The organism is Pseudomonas sp. Irchel s3b5, assembly GCF_900187435.1.
Taxonomy (GTDB): domain Bacteria; phylum Pseudomonadota; class Gammaproteobacteria; order Pseudomonadales; family Pseudomonadaceae; genus Aquipseudomonas.
The window spans coordinates 125,079-142,250 of the sequence record NZ_FYDY01000011.1 but is presented as its reverse complement, the minus strand read 5'-3'; the positions used below and the strand labels follow the sequence as shown (position 1 = coordinate 142,250).

At 61.1% G+C, this 17,172-nt stretch carries 14 protein-coding genes; 10 read left to right on the top strand and 4 right to left on the bottom strand.

Features of this window, described 5'->3' with window-relative positions; all coding sequences use genetic code 11:
* Positions 1-103: 103 nt before the first annotated feature.
* The 3 genes from CKW15_RS14710 to cueR all read left to right on the top strand — a co-directional run bounded on the left by CKW15_RS14710 (position 104) and on the right by cueR (position 3,480).
* On the top strand, positions 104-487 hold the full coding sequence (locus tag CKW15_RS14710; RefSeq protein ID WP_095152330.1) for a hypothetical protein: 384 nt from the start codon (positions 104-106) through the stop codon (positions 485-487).
* A 189-nt stretch (positions 488-676) separates the two neighbouring features.
* On the top strand, positions 677-3,070 hold the full coding sequence (locus CKW15_RS14705) for a heavy metal translocating P-type ATPase (protein ID WP_095152329.1): 2,394 nt from the start codon (positions 677-679) through the stop codon (positions 3,068-3,070).
* On the top strand, positions 3,067-3,480 hold the full coding sequence (cueR, locus tag CKW15_RS14700; RefSeq protein ID WP_095152328.1) for a Cu(I)-responsive transcriptional regulator: 414 nt from the start codon (positions 3,067-3,069) through the stop codon (positions 3,478-3,480). The genes CKW15_RS14705 and cueR overlap by 4 nt, the downstream gene beginning before the upstream one ends.
* 64 nt (positions 3,481-3,544) lie before the next feature.
* Here cueR and CKW15_RS14695 read toward each other — a convergent pair whose 3' ends face one another.
* Together CKW15_RS14695 and CKW15_RS14690 are read right to left on the bottom strand one after the other, a co-directional pair.
* Positions 3,545-4,438 (bottom strand): PA4780 family RIO1-like protein kinase, encoded by an 894-nt coding sequence (locus tag CKW15_RS14695; protein WP_095061437.1) that lies wholly within the window; start codon positions 4,436-4,438, stop codon positions 3,545-3,547.
* Between the two features lie 274 nt (positions 4,439-4,712).
* Positions 4,713-5,990, bottom strand: coding sequence for an acetyl-CoA C-acetyltransferase (locus CKW15_RS14690; RefSeq protein ID WP_095152327.1), 1,278 nt, complete (start codon positions 5,988-5,990; stop codon positions 4,713-4,715).
* Positions 5,991-6,113: 123 nt separating this feature from the next.
* Here CKW15_RS14690 and CKW15_RS14685 point away from each other — a divergent pair, with 123 nt between their 5' ends.
* From CKW15_RS14685 to CKW15_RS14670, 4 genes are all read left to right on the top strand, one after another.
* A complete protein-coding gene (locus tag CKW15_RS14685; protein WP_095152326.1) occupies positions 6,114-7,466 on the top strand; it encodes a 3-oxoacyl-ACP reductase in 1,353 nt (450 codons plus the stop codon).
* A 2-nt stretch (positions 7,467-7,468) separates the two neighbouring features.
* Complete coding sequence (locus CKW15_RS14680; protein ID WP_095152325.1) at positions 7,469-8,323, top strand: MaoC/PaaZ C-terminal domain-containing protein; 855 nt, start codon at positions 7,469-7,471, stop codon at positions 8,321-8,323.
* Between the two features lie 342 nt (positions 8,324-8,665).
* A complete protein-coding gene (locus tag CKW15_RS14675; protein ID WP_095152324.1) occupies positions 8,666-10,264 on the top strand; it encodes a collagen-like triple helix repeat-containing protein in 1,599 nt (532 codons plus the stop codon).
* Between the two features lie 136 nt (positions 10,265-10,400).
* Positions 10,401-12,071, top strand: a complete 1,671-nt coding sequence (locus tag CKW15_RS14670; RefSeq protein ID WP_095061427.1) for a ShlB/FhaC/HecB family hemolysin secretion/activation protein — start codon at positions 10,401-10,403, stop codon at positions 12,069-12,071.
* A gap of 552 nt (positions 12,072-12,623) precedes the next feature.
* On the opposite strand, the gene CKW15_RS14665 is transcribed toward CKW15_RS14670, so the two are convergent.
* On the bottom strand, positions 12,624-13,037 hold the full coding sequence (locus CKW15_RS14665) for a response regulator (RefSeq protein WP_095061424.1): 414 nt from the start codon (positions 13,035-13,037) through the stop codon (positions 12,624-12,626).
* A 67-nt stretch (positions 13,038-13,104) separates the two neighbouring features.
* Complete coding sequence (locus CKW15_RS14660) at positions 13,105-13,332, bottom strand: Flp family type IVb pilin (RefSeq protein WP_095152323.1); 228 nt, start codon at positions 13,330-13,332, stop codon at positions 13,105-13,107.
* Positions 13,333-13,657: 325 nt separating this feature from the next.
* On the opposite strand from CKW15_RS14660, the gene cpaB reads away from it, so the two are divergent.
* The 3 genes from cpaB to CKW15_RS14645 all read left to right on the top strand — a co-directional run bounded on the left by cpaB (position 13,658) and on the right by CKW15_RS14645 (position 17,171).
* A complete protein-coding gene (gene cpaB / locus CKW15_RS14655; protein WP_095152322.1) occupies positions 13,658-14,608 on the top strand; it encodes a Flp pilus assembly protein CpaB in 951 nt (316 codons plus the stop codon).
* Between the two features lie 95 nt (positions 14,609-14,703).
* On the top strand, positions 14,704-15,894 hold the full coding sequence (locus tag CKW15_RS14650; RefSeq protein WP_095152321.1) for a pilus assembly protein: 1,191 nt from the start codon (positions 14,704-14,706) through the stop codon (positions 15,892-15,894).
* Positions 15,891-17,171, top strand: a complete 1,281-nt coding sequence (locus CKW15_RS14645) for a CpaF family protein (protein ID WP_095061416.1) — start codon at positions 15,891-15,893, stop codon at positions 17,169-17,171. Before CKW15_RS14650 ends, CKW15_RS14645 begins: the two co-directional genes overlap by 4 nt.
* The last annotated feature ends 1 nt before the right edge of the window (position 17,172 follow it).

The following is a 17,172-nucleotide window of genomic DNA, read 5'->3' as shown; positions in this document are numbered from 1 at the left end:
ACCATGGCAAGGTCAAGTTCTGGAGTGATCTGCCGGGCTGGCATTCGGCACCGGGCTCGGCCAAGCTGCGTCCATCTATGACTTGAACTCAGGAGATTCAGCCATGCGCTGGTCAGCTTTCAGCCTGTTTGGCTTACTCAGCCTTTTCGCCGCCGTGCCTTCGGTCAATGCTGCCGGGGAGGATTATGGTGTGCTGATCATTTCCCGCGAGCGACTGGAAGTCGCAACGAGCTGCGAAATCGGCGTGTACATCCAGGACCAGTTGGCAGCGCGTCTGTTCCAGGAGCAAAGCACGTCTTTCAACCTGCCGCCGGGCAATGTGACCTTGCGTCTCAAACTGTTGCCGGGCCAGGCACAGGGTTGCAACCCGGGCATGCTCGCACCGGGCTCTCAGGACATCCAGCTCAGAGCGGGTGATGTGCTGAAGTACCGGATCGCGATGACGCAGGAAGGGATGTACCTGAAGCGCGCCGATCTCGGGTACTGACACACCCCTTGTAGGAACGAGCCTGCTCACGATAGCGGTCTGACACTTACATCCATATTGGATGTGCCGCCGCCATCGCGAGCAAGCTTGCTCCTACAATTGGATCTGCGGTGAATATCAGATTGGTGCTTGACCTTGCCAGCATGGCAAGGTTGATCCTGTGGTCATCTACTACAGGGAGTGCGACCGATGTCCGAATCCACCACGTTCGATCTGCCGATAAACGGCATGACCTGCGCCAGTTGCGCGGGCCGTGTCGAGCGCGCCTTGAGCAACGTCATCGGCGCCAGTGCCGTCAGCGTCAACCTCGCCACTGAACAGGCGCGAGTTCAAGCGCCCACCGGCAGCTTGCCGGCGTTGATGGATGCGGTGGAAAAAGCCGGTTACAGCGTGCCGCAGCACAGTCTGGAATTGAGCATTGACGGCATGACCTGTGCTTCCTGCGTCGGCCGCGTCGAACGTGCGCTGAACAAAGTGCCGGGGGTGAAGAGCGTCAGCGTCAACTTGGCCAACGAACGCGCCCACCTCGAACTGCTCGGCCAGATCGACCCGCAAATCCTGATCGCCGCCGTGACCAAAGCCGGTTACACCGCCAGCGTCCGGGAAGCCGACCACCCACCTGCCGATAACCAACAACAGCGCCTGCACCGCGAGCGTCTGGCCTTGATCATGGCCATCGCCCTCGCGTTGCCACTGGTGCTGCCGATGCTGTTGCAGCCGTTCGGCGTGCACTGGATGCTCCCAGCCTGGGCACAATTCGCCCTGGCCACGCCGGTGCAATTCATCTTCGGCGCACGGTTTTATGTTGCTGCGTGGAAAGCCGTGCGCGCCGGCGCGGGCAACATGGATTTGCTGGTCGCCCTCGGCACCAGCGCCGGTTATGGCTTGAGCGTGTACGAATGGGCCACGGCCACCGACCGTATGCCGCACCTGTATTTCGAAGCCTCGGCGGTGGTGATCGCGTTGGTGCTGCTGGGCAAATACCTGGAAAGTCGCGCCAAGCGCCAGACCGCCAGCGCCATCCGCGCCCTTGAAGCCTTGCGCCCGGAACGGGCGATTCAGGTGATCGATGGCCGCGAGCAGGAAGTCGCCATCAGCGCCTTGCGTCTCAATGATCTGGTGATGGTCAAACCCGGCGAGCGTTTCCCCGTGGACGGCGACGTGATCGAAGGCCAGAGCCATGCCGACGAAGCCTTGATCAGCGGCGAAAGCCTGCCGGTGCCCAAGCAACCCGGCGACAAGGTCACGGGGGGCGCAATCAATGGTGAAGGCCGGTTGCTGGTGCGCACCCAAGCCCTGGGTGCAGAAACCGTGCTGGCGCGGATCATTCGCTTGGTGGAGGACGCACAAGCCGCGAAAGCGCCGATCCAGAAACTGGTGGATAAAGTCAGCCAGGTGTTTGTGCCCACGGTGCTGCTGATTGCCTTGGCAACCCTGATCGGTTGGTGGCTGTACGGTGCACCAATGGAAACCGCGCTGATCAACGCCGTCGCCGTGCTGGTGATCGCCTGCCCTTGCGCCCTCGGGCTGGCCACGCCGACGGCGATCATGGCCGGTACCGGCGTCGCGGCACGCTACGGGATATTGATCAAGGACGCCGAGGCATTGGAGCGCGCCCACGAAGTCAGCGCCGTGGTGTTCGACAAGACCGGCACATTGACCTCGGGCGCACCGCGCATCGCGCATTTGAGTGCGATCGACGGCGACGAAGCGACCCTGTTGCAACTGGCCGGTGCCCTGCAACGCGGTAGCGAGCATCCGCTGGCCAAAGCGGTTCTCGACGCCTGCACCGAACGCGACTTGGGCGTGGCCGATGTCACCGACAGCCAGTCCCTGACCGGGCGCGGCATTGCCGGCACCCTTGAGGGTCGTCGGTTGGCGCTGGGCAATCGACGCCTGTTGCAAGACTGCGAGTTAGAACCAGGCTCTCTAGCTGAATCGGCCACGGCCTGGGAAACCGAAGGCCGGACCTTGTCCTGGCTGATCGAGCAAAGTCCCGAGCCTCGCGTGCTGGGTCTGTTCGCCTTCGGTGACACCCTCAAGCCCGGTGCGCTGCAAGCCGTGCAGCAACTCGCCGTCCGCCACATCAGCAGCCACTTGCTGACCGGTGACAATCGCGGCAGCGCCAACGTGGTCGCCCAGGCGCTGGGCATTAACGATGTGCACGCCGAAGTGCTGCCAGCAGACAAAGCCGCCACGGTTGCAGCGCTGAAGAAAACCGGTGTGGTGGCGATGGTCGGCGACGGCATCAATGATGCTCCGGCCCTGGCTGCCGCCGACATCGGCATCGCCATGGGCGGAGGTACCGACGTGGCCATGCATGCAGCCGGGATCACCCTGATGCGTGGCGATCCGCGCCTGGTGCCGGCCGCGCTGGAGATCAGCCGCAAGACCTACGCGAAGATTCGGCAGAACCTGTTCTGGGCCTTCGTCTATAACCTGATCGGCATTCCACTGGCGGCGTTCGGGTTCCTCAACCCAGTGCTGGCCGGTGCGGCGATGGCATTGTCGAGCGTCAGCGTGGTGAGCAATGCGCTACTGTTGAAAACCTGGAAACCCTCGGATCTGGAGGACAATCGATGAACATCGGCCAAGCGGCCCGCCACAGTGGCCTGAGCGCGAAGATGATCCGTTATTACGAGTCCATCGGATTGCTCAAGGCCGCCCATCGCACCGACAGCGGTTACCGGGTGTATGGCGATGACGACCTGCACACGCTGGCCTTCATCAAGCGCTCACGGGATTTGGGGTTTTCGCTGGAAGAGGTCGGCAAACTGCTGACCCTCTGGCAGGACCGCCAGCGGGCCAGTGCCGATGTGAAAGCGCTGGCGCGTCAGCACATTGATGAGCTGAACCAGAAGATTCGCGAACTGGAGCAATTGCGCGATACATTGCAGGATCTGGTCGAGCATTGTCAGGGCGATCATCGACCGGATTGCCCGATCCTGAAAAACCTGGAGTCGGGTTGCTGTGCTGACGCGGTCCGCGCCTGAATATCGATGCTGGTGTAGGTGGAAGACAAAAAAACCGGCCGAAGCCGGTTTTTTCTTTAGCCGATCACTGCATCCAGGGCGGAGGCGGTTCTTCGGCCTTGTCGGGCGGTGCGTCGTCTGCCGCACGGACCGCTTGCTTGCGTGCTTCATCCAGGCGGGCAGCCTCGATCTCGCGCATGATGCCGCCCACGTCGGCCAGCTCTTCCGGTTCGTCGAACTCACCGGTCAGGACGCTGTTCGGGTGCAAGGTGCCGGCTTCGTACAAGGCCCACATCTCTTTGGCGTACCGGGTCTGCTTCAATTCCGGTGCAAACCGGCCGAAGTAGGACGCCATGTTGCCCACATCCCGTTCCAGCATGCTGAACGCGTGGTTGTTGCCCGCCGCATCCACCGCTTGTGGCAGGTCGATGATCACCGGGCCGGTCGGCGTCAGCAGCACGTTGAACTCGGACAGGTCGCCGTGCACCAGACCGGTACACAACATCAGCACGATCTGCGAAATCAGGAACGCGTGATACTCGCGCGCCTGGTCCGGCTCCAGGACCACGTCGTTCAGACGCGGTGCCGCATCGCCGTATTCGTCGGCCACCAGTTCCATGAGCAGCACGCCTTCAAGGAAGTCGAACGGCTTGGGCACCCGCACACCGGCACCGGCCAGACGGAACAGCGCCGCCACTTCGGCGTTCTGCCAGGCGTCTTCGGTTTCCTTGCGGCCAAACTTCGAGCCCTTGGCCATCGCACGAGCCTGACGGCTGTTGCGCACCTTGCGGCCTTCCTGATACTCGGCCGCCTGACGGAAACTGCGTTTATTCGCCTCCTTGTAAACCTTGGCGCAACGTAACTCGTTGCCGCAGCGCACCACATAAACAGCTGCTTCTTTACCACTCATGAGTGGGCGCAGCACCTCGTCGACCAGACCGTCCTCGATCAGGGGTTCAATGCGTTTTGGAGTCTTCATCAGCTTTTATTGTGGGTCCTTTATTACCAAACACGCGAAAGTCATTCGTTATACGGCAATCCAGTCACGGGTGGGAGGGGGTGCCGACCTATGAACACTGCCAGGAACAACAAGAAGCACACAATGTGCCGGGTTGATCACGCAATCCCGACGTTCATCGTGACGCCAAAGATCATAGCCGAGCCGGCATGAGGTGTTGTGCAGAGCCTGCGGGGGCATGTGTGACAGAAGCTGACATCCGGGCTCATCCCCTTCGCAGGATATTTCTCTCAAATCACCTTTCGACGATGGCGGTCACGCCCTGCCCTCCCGCCGCACAAATCGAAATCAACCCGCGCCCCTTGCCCGCCGCATCCAGCAACTTCGCCAGATTGGCCACGATGCGCCCGCCGGTTGCCGCAAACGGATGCCCCGCCGCCAACGAGCTGCCCTTGACGTTGAGCCGGCGGCGGTCGATCGATCCGAGTGCGGCGTCGAGGCCGAGGCGGGTTTTGCAGTAGTCGGGGTCCTCCCAGGCTTTCAAGGTGCATAACACTTGCGCGGCAAAGGCTTCGTGGATTTCGTAGTAATCGAAGTCTTGCAAGGTCAGGCCGTTGCGCGCCAGCAAGCGCGGGACCGCATAGACCGGCGCCATCAGCAAACCTTCGGCTCCGTTGACGAAATCCACCGCCGCTGCTTCGCCGTCGCGCAGGTACGCGAGAATCGGCAAGCCACGCGCCTTGGCCCATTCCTCGCTGCCCAGCAGCACCAGCGATGCGCCATCGGTCAGCGGCGTCGAGTTGCCCGCCGTCAGCGTGCCCTTGGCGCTTTTCTCGTAGGCCGGTTTAAGCGAGGCAAGTTTTTCCAGCGTCGAATCCGCACGCAGGTTGTTGTCGCGGGTGAGGCCGAGGAACGGTGTCATCAAATCGTTGTGCCAACCTTCGGCATAGGACGCCGCCAACTTCTGATGGCTCTCCAGTGCCAGTTGATCCTGGGCTTCACGGGGGATGTTCCAGGTCTGAGCCATCAATTCACAATGCTCGCCCATGGACAGACCGGTGCGCGGTTCGCCGTTGCGCGGGAATTCGGGGATCAGGTGTTTAGGGCGCAATTGCAGGAAGGTCTTCAGTTTGTCGCCGGTGGTCTTGGCGCGATTGGCTTGCAGCAGAATCCTGCGCAGCCCTTCACTGACACTGATCGGCGCATCGGAGGTGGTGTCGACGCCACCGGCAATGCCGCACTCGATCTGGCCCAAGGCAATCTTGTTCGCCACCAGCAACGCCGCTTCCAGCCCGGTGCCGCAGGCCTGCTGAATGTCATACGCTGGGGTGGCTGGCGACAACCGCGAACCGAGCACGCATTCGCGCGTCAGGTTCATGTCCCGTGACAATTTGAGCACCGCGCCGGCGACCACTTCGCCAACGCGCTGGCCATGCAGGTTGTAGCGTTCGATCAGGCCTTCGAGGGCGGAGGTGAGCATCGACTGATTGCTGGCCGTGGCGTATTGGCCGTTGGAGCGAGCGAAGGGAATGCGGTTACCGCCAATGATCGCGACGCGACGCAACTGAGTCATGAAAAGCTCCTGATGAAAAATCAAAATCCTACAATGATCAAGCGTAGGCCTTATCTCGCGGATCGAACGACTGATCGCCGTTGATGGTCCACACTTTGAACCCCAGCCACTGGAGCGTGTTCCATGTCCGACCGCTATATCGACTTCGCCAATTCGTCCATCGGCCATCGTCTGGTCGGCGCCCTGGGGCTGCCTTCACCCACGCGGCTGGAGCGCTGGCAAGCGGGCCGGTTGCGTCCGGTGGAAGGAGCGTTGCTGATCGGTGGCGGCCCGCTGACAGAAAAAATCAGCTCACTCGCCCACCGCCTGACCGATGCGATCTACAGCTACGGCACCGAGCCTTCGATGGCGACAGCATGGATTCCCGGCCACGGGCCGAAACTCAAAGCCGTGGTGTTCGACGCCAGTGACCTGGTGCACACCGACCAGCTCAAACAGCTGCGCGAATTCTTCCAGCCGCTGATGAAAAACCTCGATCAATGTGCGCATCTCGTGCTGCTCGGGCGGGCACCGGAAACTCTGAGCGATCCGTTCGCCGCCAGTGCGCAACGTGCGTTGGAAGGCTTCAGCCGTTCGTTGGCCAAGGAGTTGCGCAGCGGCAGCACGTTGCAATTGATTTACGTTGGCGAGGGTGCTGAAGACCAACTCGAAGGCCCGTTGCGGTTTTTCCTCTCGCCCAAAAGTGCCTTCGTGTCCGGGCAGGTCATTCGCCTGGCACCGTGCGCCACTCAAGTGACGGACTGGACGCGTCCGCTCGCCGGGCGCAAAGCCTTGATCACCGGGGCAGCGCGAGGCATTGGCGCTTCGATTGCCGAAACCCTGGCCCGTGACGGCGCCGACGTCATCCTGCTCGACGTACCACCGGCCAAGACCGATCTCGAAGCCCTCGCCGCCCGTCTCGGTGGCCGCAGCATTACCCTGGATATCTGCGCCGAAGACGCCGCTGCACAGTTGATCGAACAGTTGCCCGACGGCGTCGACATCGTGGTGCACAACGCGGGCATCACCCGGGATAAAACCCTGGCCAACATGACCCCGGAATTCTGGGACGCGGTGCTCGCGGTCAACCTCAAGGCTCCGCAAGTGCTGACCAAGGCCCTGCTCGACAACGGCACCTTGCACGACAATGGCCGGGTGATTCTGCTGGCCTCCATCAGCGGCATCGCCGGCAATCGCGGGCAAACCAATTACGCGGCGAGCAAGGCCGGGTTGATGGGTCTTGCGCAGGCGTGGGCGCCGCTGCTTCAAGAGCGCGGTATCAGCATCAACGCGGTGGCTCCGGGCTTCATCGAAACGCAAATGACCGCACACATTCCGTTCGGCCTGCGTGAAGCCGGGCGGCGCATGAGCTCACTCGGTCAGGGTGGCCTGCCGCAAGACGTCGCCGAAGCCGTTGCCTGGCTCGCGCAACCGGGTACCGGCGCGTTCACCGGTCAAGCGCTGCGGGTTTGCGGACAAAGTGTTCTGGGGGCATAGAGATGATCACCGACTGGCACACGCTCAACCACGAACCCAGCCTTCCGGGCCTGTATGCGCGGGCAGCGACACGCCGCAAAATCACCGGCACCACCCCGCCCCGCTCGGGTTTGCGCTGTTGGCTGAATGTCGACCCCAAGCGACTGGAGGCCTATCGCAAGGTCTGCGGTTTTGTCGACAACGGTCTGCTGCCACCGACGTATCCGCACATTCTCGGCTTCGCGTTGCAGATGCAATTGCTCACCGCCAGAGAGTTTCCGTTCCCGCTGCTGGGGCTGATTCACTTGAGCAATCGCATCCAGGTGTTTCGCCCCATGGGCGGAGTGAGCCGAGTGCGAGTCAGCGTGCAAGTGCACAACCTGCAACCCCACGCCAAGGGCGCGACGTTCGATCTGGTCACTACCCTGGACGATCAGTTGGGGTCGCTGTGGGAAGAACAAAGTCAGATGCTCTGTCGCGGCGTCAAACTCGACGGCGAGCCGGTCGATAAGGTGTTGGCATCGACCCTGGCAATGACCGAAATTGCACGCTGGACAGCGCCCTCGGACATTGGGCGGCAGTACGCCAAAGTGTCCGGCGACTACAACCCGATTCACCTGAGTGCGGCCAGCGCCAAACTCTTTGGTTTCCCGACCGCCATTGCTCATGGCTTATGGAACAAGGCGCGCACCTTGGCGGCGCTCGCCGAGTATCTGCCGGCGGCGAACATCGAAATCGCCATGCAGTTCAGGAAACCGGTGCGCCTGCCCAGCGAAGTGACATTGATGGCCAGCGCGCCGGGATCGAGCGGGGACTTGCAGTTGCTGGGCGCCGGGGATCTGGAACACATGGTCGGGCATTGGCGCCCGGTTGCCTGACAAAGACGAGGGTCTTGATGCGGCAGTAGATGGTTAATTGTGAATATATAACTTAAGTTTTTACGGCTTCATCACCGCATCATTACGCCGCGCCGCGCCGCGCCCTGCACTCCCTTGATTTATAAGAAGTTTCCCGGCACAAGAATACAAATACCCCCTCCAACGAACTAATCCTAAAGAAATGCCATCACGCCGATATCAAACGGGTTAATACCAAGTTGAGAATGGCGCTGCGCAGCCCTTGCGATTGTTATGTGAACAACGGACGAAGGCATTGTCGGCAATAGAACCGGCGAGCCTTCGTAGACAACTACGTTGTGTCAGGTGCAAGGAATCTCGCTCATGAACAATCAAGTGTGGTGCAAATCGGCAATCGCATTAGCGCTCATCCTCTCGCTCGGCCTCAGCGGTTGCAGCAGTGGCGGTGGCGGTCATCACAGCAGTTCCGGCGGTTCCGACGATACTGCCGCAGCAGACGGGACGGGCGGCACTGGTGATACGGCCGGCACCGGCGGAACGGGTGGCACGGCAGGCACTGGCGGAACCGGTGGCACCGGCGATACGGCTGGCACAGGCGGCACAGGCACTGGCGGCACCGGTGGTACTGGTGGTTCTGGCGGTACTGGCGGCACTACTGACCCGACGAATCCCACCAACCCTACAAATCCAACAAATCCAACCAATCCCGTGGTGCCCTCTCTGGTGACCACGACGCTGCTACAGGACGTCGGTAAAACCGTCAGTGGCGTGGGCGACGGCGTAGGCCAGGCCGGCGACTCGCTGAGCGGTGTTCCAGTGGCGGGTGGCGTCGTGCAAAGCGTGATCAATACCACCGGCAATGTCGTCACTACGCTCGGTGACGGTGTGACCAATGGCATCGGAAAACTCAGCACCAACCCTGACGGCCTCAGCGTTACCACTTCGGCAGTGGGCGGTGTGGTGCAGGATGTCGGCAACGGTGTTTCGGATCTCAGCGGCAAATTGGCCACGACCACCAACAGCATTCCGGTCGTCGGTGGCGTGGTGACCAAAGTGGCCCCCGTGCTGGATGGCCTCGGCGAAAAAGTCACCATGCTCGGCGACACGCTGAGCCTTGCAACCACCACCGGCCCTCTGGGCTCGGTCACAGAGCAATTGGGCAGCAAACTGGTGCCGGTGATTGCCCTGGCAGAGTCCACCACCAACAAGATCGGTGACAGCACCGGCCTCGGTGCGCCATTGAACGGCATCATCGGCAAAGTCGGCACCACGGTCGACGGTCTCGGCACCCGCGTCACGACGGTCGGCGAGGGCAACGCACTGACCAACACGGTCGGTGGCGCATTGAGCAACACCGGAACAACTCTCGGCACGTCGGGTGGTCTGCTCACCAGCGGCACAAGTTCTGGCGGCGGCTTGGGCGGCACGGGTCTGCTGGAAACGGTGGGCGGCGCCGTGGTGAATGTCAGCAGTGGCCTGAACGCGGGTAACACTAACGGCGTCATCAGCTCGGCAGGCGTGACCGGTGCTACCGGCGGCAATCTTGTTGCGACAATCGGCGGTGCGCTGGGTGGCTCGGGCGTTGCCAATACCGCTCCAACAGCACCACTGGGCACGCTGGGCGTGACCGTCGGTGCCGCGATCAATCCGGTGACCGCCACCGTTACGAACGTGACCCAAAACGTCGGCGCCGCCACCGGGCTCGGTACTCCCCTGGCCGGGTTGACCACTCAAACCGGTGGTGCCGTCGCCAGCCTCGGCGGGGCGATCGCCGGCAGCACGACCAACCCGGTCGTCACAGCGGTCGGCAACACCGTCACCACCGTAGGCGGCACAGTCGCAGCCGTTGGTGGGCTGGTGACGGGTACCACGAGCGGCACCTCTACAACCGGTGGCGTCGGCGGCGTACTCGGCGGCTTGACCGGAGCCTTGGGTGGCGCGTTGGGCGGCAACAATCGCTGAATTGCACCTGGCCGTTCGACGGCCGCACCTACAGCGCCTACGCTTGGTTGATGGCGCAAGATTCTCATCGATCTTGCGCCTTTTCTTTGGATCACAAAGATCCAGACGCTGCTGTTGTTCGAACACGGAGTGTCCTATGCGCGTCACCACGTCCTTGCTGTTGCTGACTCTGAGTTCCACTGCTCTCGCCGAAACCCTCCCCAGTTTTCTCAACACCAACGAAACCCTTCGCAACCTGCCCGCACCCAACCTGCCCGCCGACGCTTACCGTCCGAGTGCCGCACCGCTGCAAGTGCCAGAACCCGGTGCCACCCAGACCCAACCGTTGCTGATGGGCACAAAAATCAACCTCAAGACCGTGCAGATCGAAGGCGGGACGATTTATCCCCTGAGCGAACTCGCCGCGCTCTACCAACCCTTGATCGGCCATGAAACCAGCCTCGCCGATCTGATCGAAGCCACCCGCAGCATCACCCGTCGATATCAACAGGACGGTTACCTGCTGTCCTACGCTTTCCTGCCGCAACAGACCTTCGACAATGGCGTGGCGCGCGTGGTGTTGGTGGAGGGTTACATCAAGGATTACCAACTGCAGGGCGACGTCGGACGGGTCAAAGGCCTGCTCGACAAACTGGTGGCCAAACTCCAGGCCGAACGTCCTCTGACCCGCAAGACTTTCGAGCGCTACACCACGCTGATGAGCCGCATTCCTGGCGTCACCTTGCAGGCCCAAGTGCCACCGCCAGGCACCACCGATGGCGCCGCCTACCTTGAGGCCCAGGCCAGCCGAAAACCCTTCACCAGTACCTTGAGCACCACCGAAACCAATCGCAACAGCCTCCAGGCCTTGCTCGGGGTGAGCAGTAATTCCCAGACGTCCATGGGTGAACAGGTCACGCTGAGCGGCCTGTTCCCCCCGGGTGACGATCACGAACATTACTACCGCCTGGACTACAACCAGTTCCTCAATACCGAGGGCACCCAACTGGCCCTGTCCGCCTCACGCTATCGCGCCGACCCCGGCACCAATGTGCAACTGGACAACGGCTTGCAGCTTAAGCCGCATCGGGAAAACGACCGTTACTCCGTCGGCTTCAACCATCCGTTGATGGCCTCGCCCAATGAACTGCTCAACGCCGGTGCACGTCTGTACGCCGTCAACGACAAAACCGAATACGCCGTCGTCGGCTATCCGTTGAGCTTCGAAGAACGCACCGACGTCCGCGCCCTCGCCGCTGAAAGCGACTGGCGCAAGGCCAATGAAAAACAACTGCGCATCCTCAGTGGCGGGTTGTATCAAGGCATCGACGGCATGGGCGCCGAAACCAACAGCAGCGCCTACGACCTGGACTTTTTTCGCCTGCGGTTATCGGGCGTGCAGAGCGACAAATTCTTCGAAAACTGGCAAGGCGTGATGTCGGCGGCGCTGTACTGGAGCGACGACAGCCTCCCCGACAGCGAGCGCGCAGTGTTCGGCGGGCAGAACTTCGGTCGCGGCTACCCTGACGATCAAGCCTCCGGCGACAAAGGATGGGGCGCGGCTTACGAAGTGAACTACAGCTTTCATCGGGAGGGGAGCTGGGTACGCATTCTGCAACCCTATGGCGTGCTCGACCGTGCCAAGACCTGGTTCAACGAATTGCCGGTCAAGAGCAACGACATGTCATCGGTCGCCGTGGGTTTGAGATTTGGCGATGCCAAGTACTACAACGTCTCCCTGGAAGCCGCCAAGCCGATGTCCGATGAAGCGCTGGACACCTTCAACCGTCGGCCGCGATACAGCATCAGTTTCAGTTACCAGTTGTAGGAATGGGGGAGTGGCATCCGGATGATCGGGTGCCAGTCATACCGCCATCGCTGGCAAGCCAGCTCCTACAGTTTTTGCGTCGAACACAAAGTATTCGAACGGCACCAAACCTGTGGGGGCCAGCTTGCTCGCGATGAGGCCGGTGCATCCAACATTGATGTTGGCTGACAGACCGCTATCGCTGGCAAGCCAGCTCCTACAGTGTTTGCGTCGGACATGAATGATTCGAACGGCACCAAATCTGTGGGGGCCAGCTTGCTCGCGATGAGGCCGGTGCATCCAACATCGATGTTGACTGACAGACCGCTATCGCTGGCAAGCCAGCGCCTACAGTGTTTGCGTCGGACATGAATGATTCGAACGGCACCAAGCCTGTAGGACAAGCTTGCTCGCGATGAGGCCGGTGCATCCAACATCGATGTTGGATGTATCGGCACTCCGGGCGTTTGCCATAAGGGACTCGCCGTAAGGGCGAAACCATAAGCCGCCATTACTGCGAAACGGATAGTTACTCAATCAACCAGGAGCATGGTCGGCCCAGAGGCCGCCAAGTCACCCCTTGACCAAATACATCTGCGGCTGAGGAAACAAATTGTTCAGCGTCTCCAACAACCGCACGTGATAAATCGGCTTGCGAAACAAATCGAGTACCTGCAACCGAAGCAAGTCACTGACATCCTCCATACCCGCATGCCCGGACATCACAATCACCGGCAAATGCTCACGCGACGTATGCTCGCGCAGCCGCTTGATCAACGACATGCCACTCTCCTCCGGCATGCGCAGGTCCGTGATGACCAGCGCAATATCCGGATGACGCGTCAAATGCTGCAACGCAATCTTGACCGATGTCGCCGTGTAGCAATTGAACCCTTCACCCTCCAGCAACTCCGCCAACTCAAGCAATGCATCCTCTTCGTCATCGACCAGAAGAAGCTGCTGGCGTGGCTGAGCGAGCGCATTCATAAGGCAATACCTGCAATGGACTAAGCACTGACGTTAGGATCCGGCAAATTATCGTCTTAGCCAAGATTCACTCGGGGGCAGCGGCTTTGCGACCCAGTGCCGTTCCGATCTGACCGAATATAGTCTTGATGTCGTCCCCCAGGTCGCTACTGAGCCCAGCAATCACCACCGCAACCATCGCTGCCACAATCGCATATTCAATACCCGAAGCACCCTCGGTATCCCTCACCAGTCTCCTGTAACTGAAGAAAACGATTTCCAATTTGACCTTCTGAACCAGTGTGGAAATAGACATAACGTTCTCCTGGACGACGACGGGTGTTGCACGGACGCAACATGATTCCCCAGTGCCAGCATCAGCATTGTCGGCATTACCCACCCCAACAACTGTAAATACGCATTAATACAAAAGTATTAGTCGGTTCGTTGACGTCATAAAACAGTGTCATTTCATCGGGCATCGCTGTTTGGAGGCTTATTTTTTCCTCTCAGTAATGGCATTTCGCTCTACCTGCGCTACGGTCAAATAGCGAAATAGTTCAATGTTCATAGCTGCCTGATTGCGAAGTTTTCTCGTTAGATAGAACGAGTTCTGTAGCAGCAGGAAAGGGAGAGCCGTCATGAACAGCCGTATTACCCTGGGTCTCGCCGGTTTGTTTTTGATCGGCGCCATCATTGCCGGATATTGGGGCGTCTCATTGAGCCGCCAACCGGCCCCCGAACCCGTTGTCCAGGTCACCGACACCCCACCGGTTATCGCCACTCAGGCGTCGATGCCTGCGGATGATCTCACTCGACATCCGGTGGTCGTGCTGGTCAACAATGTCGCGGCCTTTGTGCCGATCACCGCCGCCGACGTGACCGTGGAAAAACTGCGCACGGTGCCGGCCGGCAGCCTGACCCGCCTTGACCAGGTGATCGGACGCACGCCATGGCGAGCCCTCAGCGCCGGCACCTGGCTCAACGACGCCAGTTTCGAAGCCGGCAGCCAACTGTCACGCATGATCCGCATCGATGAGCGTGCCCTGGCGGTCGCCGTGGACGAAGTGATCAATGTCGGCGGGCAACTGACGCCCGGCGACTATGTCGATGTGCTGCTGTTTCTGCGTAAAGACACCCTCAACCTTCAACCGTCGTCGCAGCTTGTGATACCGGCCTTGCGGGTGCTCGGCGTGGGCGAACAAATGGGGTTGACCAACGACGGCCAGCCTTCCAGTCCGACGGCCAACCAAGACGAAAAACTCAAGCAAGACCAGAAGCGCGCCGCGGCCCGGACCGTGTTGCTCGCCGTCCCCGAACAACTGGTGAGCCGCCTGATGCTCGCAGCCCAGGTCGGGGTGTTGCGCCTGGCGGTCCGCAGTGCCGATGAACAACGCCTGGCCCGCTACTGGGCCGGTGAGCGTGTTTCGGCAACCACGCTGGCCAATGCCAACCGCGAACTCCTGCAATTCAGCCAACTGGCCATGACCGCTCCTCCCCCGAAATCTGCCCCGGTCAGCAATGGCAACGCACCGCGCAAGCCCAGTGTGGAAGTCATTCGTGGCAACGAAATCACCCAACAGACCCCCTGAGCCGAGCAAGGACGCCTTTCCATGCGCAGACGCTCTACGCCGTTGTTCAACCGCCTCGAAAACGGCGACATCGATAAACGCAGTGGGTTATCGCAATGAGCCAGAACCTGAATCAGACCTTCCTCGCAATCACGCGTAACAACACCGACCTCGAATGGCTGCAAGGCGCCCTCGCGCCTTTGGGTCAAGTGGTCAGCGCCGGTGGCGGCAGCCTCGATGAACTGCTCGCGCTGGTCGACGTGACCTTCGCCAGCCTGGTGTTCGTCGGCCTGGACCGCGACCATGTGGTGGCCCAAAGCGCATTGATCGAGGGCGCGCTGGAAGCCAAGCCGATGCTGGCGATCGTCGCGCTCGGTGACGGCATGGACAACCAGCTTGTGCTCAATGCCATGCGTGCCGGTGCCCGGGATTTTGTCGCCTATGGCTCGCGCTCCAGCGAGGTCGCGGGCCTGGTACGGCGCCTGAGCAAACGTCTGCCGCAAGTGACGCCGAACACGCACCTGGGCGGCCTGACCGTCCTCTATGGCGTACAGAGCAACGCCGACGGTGCCTTGCTCGCGACCCACATGGCGCAAGTGGTGCAGAAGAGCGGACAACACACGCTGCTGCTTGATCTGGGCTTGCCCCGAGGCGACAGCCTGGCCCTGCTCGGTCTGGAGAGTTCGTTTCACTTCGGCGATGCGTTACGCCACTTGCGACGCCTCGATGCCACGCTGATCGACAGCGCGTTCACCAGTTGCGAAGCCGGGCTGCGCATTCTCGCCTATGCCAGCAGCGATGAACCACTGGAGCACACCAGCGCCGCCGAGTTGTATATGTTGCTCAGCGCCCTGCGCCAACACTTCCAGCACATCGTCGTGAACCTCACCGGTCAGCCGGACAGCGAAGCGCTGCGCACCTTCGTCAGCCATTGCGACAAGCTGCTGTGGTACACCGATCAGAACGTGCTCGACTGTCGCCGCAACCTCGCCGTGCTCAACGCATGGCGTGAAAAAGGCATGAAGCTCGATCACGCCAGGCTGTTGATCGACCGCTACCTGCGCAACGTCGCGCCCGACTCCGAAACCCTCGGCAAAACCTTCGATCTGGAAATCATCGCCACGCTCGCCTACAGCCCGGAGGTCCGCCTCAACGCCAAGAACCAGGGCGTGACGCTGTTCGAACTGGCGCCTCGCGAAGGCCTCACCCAAAGCCTGCGCGCCCTCGGCGAACGCCTGGCCAAACGCTCCGAAGGCCTGGCCAAACCCAAGGCCGGTTGGTTCGACCGCTTGCGAGGTGTGCAATGAGCAGCGAAAAACTTTTCGGCGCCACGCAACGCGCCGCCATTGGCAACACTGACCATGACGGCCTGAAACTGGTCTTGCACCGCTACATCATCGACGCCATCGAAGAGTCCGGCAAAAACCTGCTGGAAGGCTCGCGGCAAGTGCTATCGCAATTTGTGATCGACAAAGTGGCCGAGTACATCGCGCGTCTGCACCTGGCCATTTCCCGCTATGAAATGGAGCGCCTGGCCGAAGAGATCGTCGACGAACTCACCGGTTTCGGACCGCTGGAAGTGTTGCTGCGTGACACGGCGGTGACCGAGATTCTGGTCAACGGCCCCCATCGGGTGTTCGTTGAACGCGAGGGCGTGCTGCACCTGAGCGACTTGCGTTTCATCGACTCGCACCACGTTGAACGCGTCATGCAACGGATTCTCGCGCCATTGGGGCGACGGCTCGACGAGTCCTCGCCGATGGTCGATGCGCGCCTGCCCGATGGCAGCCGGGTCAACGCGATCATTCCGCCGATTGCCCTCGATGGCCCGTGCCTGTCGATCCGGAAGTTTCGCCAGGACATGCTCAAAAGCACCGACCTGATGGCCATGCAAACCATCGATCAGGCGATTTACGATTTCATTCAGGAAGCCGTGGGCAAGCGCTGCAATATTCTGATCAGCGGCGGCACCGGCACCGGCAAGACCACGCTGCTGAACATTCTCAGTCAACTGATCAACCCCAATGAACGACTGGTGACCATCGAAGACGTCGCCGAGTTGCAACTCGGCCACCCGCACGTCGTGCGCCTGGAAACCCGTCCGCCGAATGCCGAGGGCCATGGCGAGGTGAAATCCAGCGACTTGATTCGCAACGCCCTGCGGATGCGCCCGGACCGGATCATCCTCGGCGAGATTCGTGGTGTCGAAGTGGTCGACGTCCTCACGGCCATGAACACCGGCCACGACGGTTCCATGAGCACCGTGCACGCCAACAACGCACAGGACGCGTTGCTGCGCCTGGAAACCCTGGTCGGCCTGACTGGCCGCACCATCGCCGAACGCACCCTGCGACAAATGATCTGCGCGGCACTGGACGTCGTCATCCAGCTGACGCGCTTGCCCGACGGCCGCCGCTGCGTCAGCGAAGTGGTCGAGGTGATTGGCGTGCGCGATGACGTGTATGTCACCAACACACTGTTCCGTTTCGACCGTCGTACCGGTTTTGGCTTTTTGCGCGAAGCGGTCAACCCCGCCGGCGACAAATTGCGCCGCGAAACGACGCTCGCCCCTTCGGCGTATTGAG

Coding starts and splice junctions, on each gene's coding strand:
- CKW15_RS14695 (WP_095061437.1), bottom strand. CDS start 4,438: ATGAAGACTCCAAAACGCATTGAACCCCTGATCGAGGACGGTCTGGTC.
- cueR (WP_095152328.1), top strand. CDS start 3,067: ATGAACATCGGCCAAGCGGCCCGCCACAGTGGCCTGAGCGCGAAGATG.
- CKW15_RS14705 (WP_095152329.1), top strand. CDS start 677: ATGTCCGAATCCACCACGTTCGATCTGCCGATAAACGGCATGACCTGC.
- CKW15_RS14670 (WP_095061427.1), top strand. CDS start 10,401: ATGCGCGTCACCACGTCCTTGCTGTTGCTGACTCTGAGTTCCACTGCT.
- CKW15_RS14675 (WP_095152324.1), top strand. CDS start 8,666: ATGAACAATCAAGTGTGGTGCAAATCGGCAATCGCATTAGCGCTCATC.
- CKW15_RS14680 (WP_095152325.1), top strand. CDS start 7,469: ATGATCACCGACTGGCACACGCTCAACCACGAACCCAGCCTTCCGGGC.
- CKW15_RS14660 (WP_095152323.1), bottom strand. CDS start 13,332: ATGTCTATTTCCACACTGGTTCAGAAGGTCAAATTGGAAATCGTTTTC.
- cpaB (WP_095152322.1), top strand. CDS start 13,658: ATGAACAGCCGTATTACCCTGGGTCTCGCCGGTTTGTTTTTGATCGGC.
- CKW15_RS14645 (WP_095061416.1), top strand. CDS start 15,891: ATGAGCAGCGAAAAACTTTTCGGCGCCACGCAACGCGCCGCCATTGGC.
- CKW15_RS14690 (WP_095152327.1), bottom strand. CDS start 5,990: ATGACTCAGTTGCGTCGCGTCGCGATCATTGGCGGTAACCGCATTCCC.
- CKW15_RS14665 (WP_095061424.1), bottom strand. CDS start 13,037: ATGAATGCGCTCGCTCAGCCACGCCAGCAGCTTCTTCTGGTCGATGAC.
- CKW15_RS14685 (WP_095152326.1), top strand. CDS start 6,114: ATGTCCGACCGCTATATCGACTTCGCCAATTCGTCCATCGGCCATCGT.
- CKW15_RS14650 (WP_095152321.1), top strand. CDS start 14,704: ATGAGCCAGAACCTGAATCAGACCTTCCTCGCAATCACGCGTAACAAC.
- CKW15_RS14710 (WP_095152330.1), top strand. CDS start 104: ATGCGCTGGTCAGCTTTCAGCCTGTTTGGCTTACTCAGCCTTTTCGCC.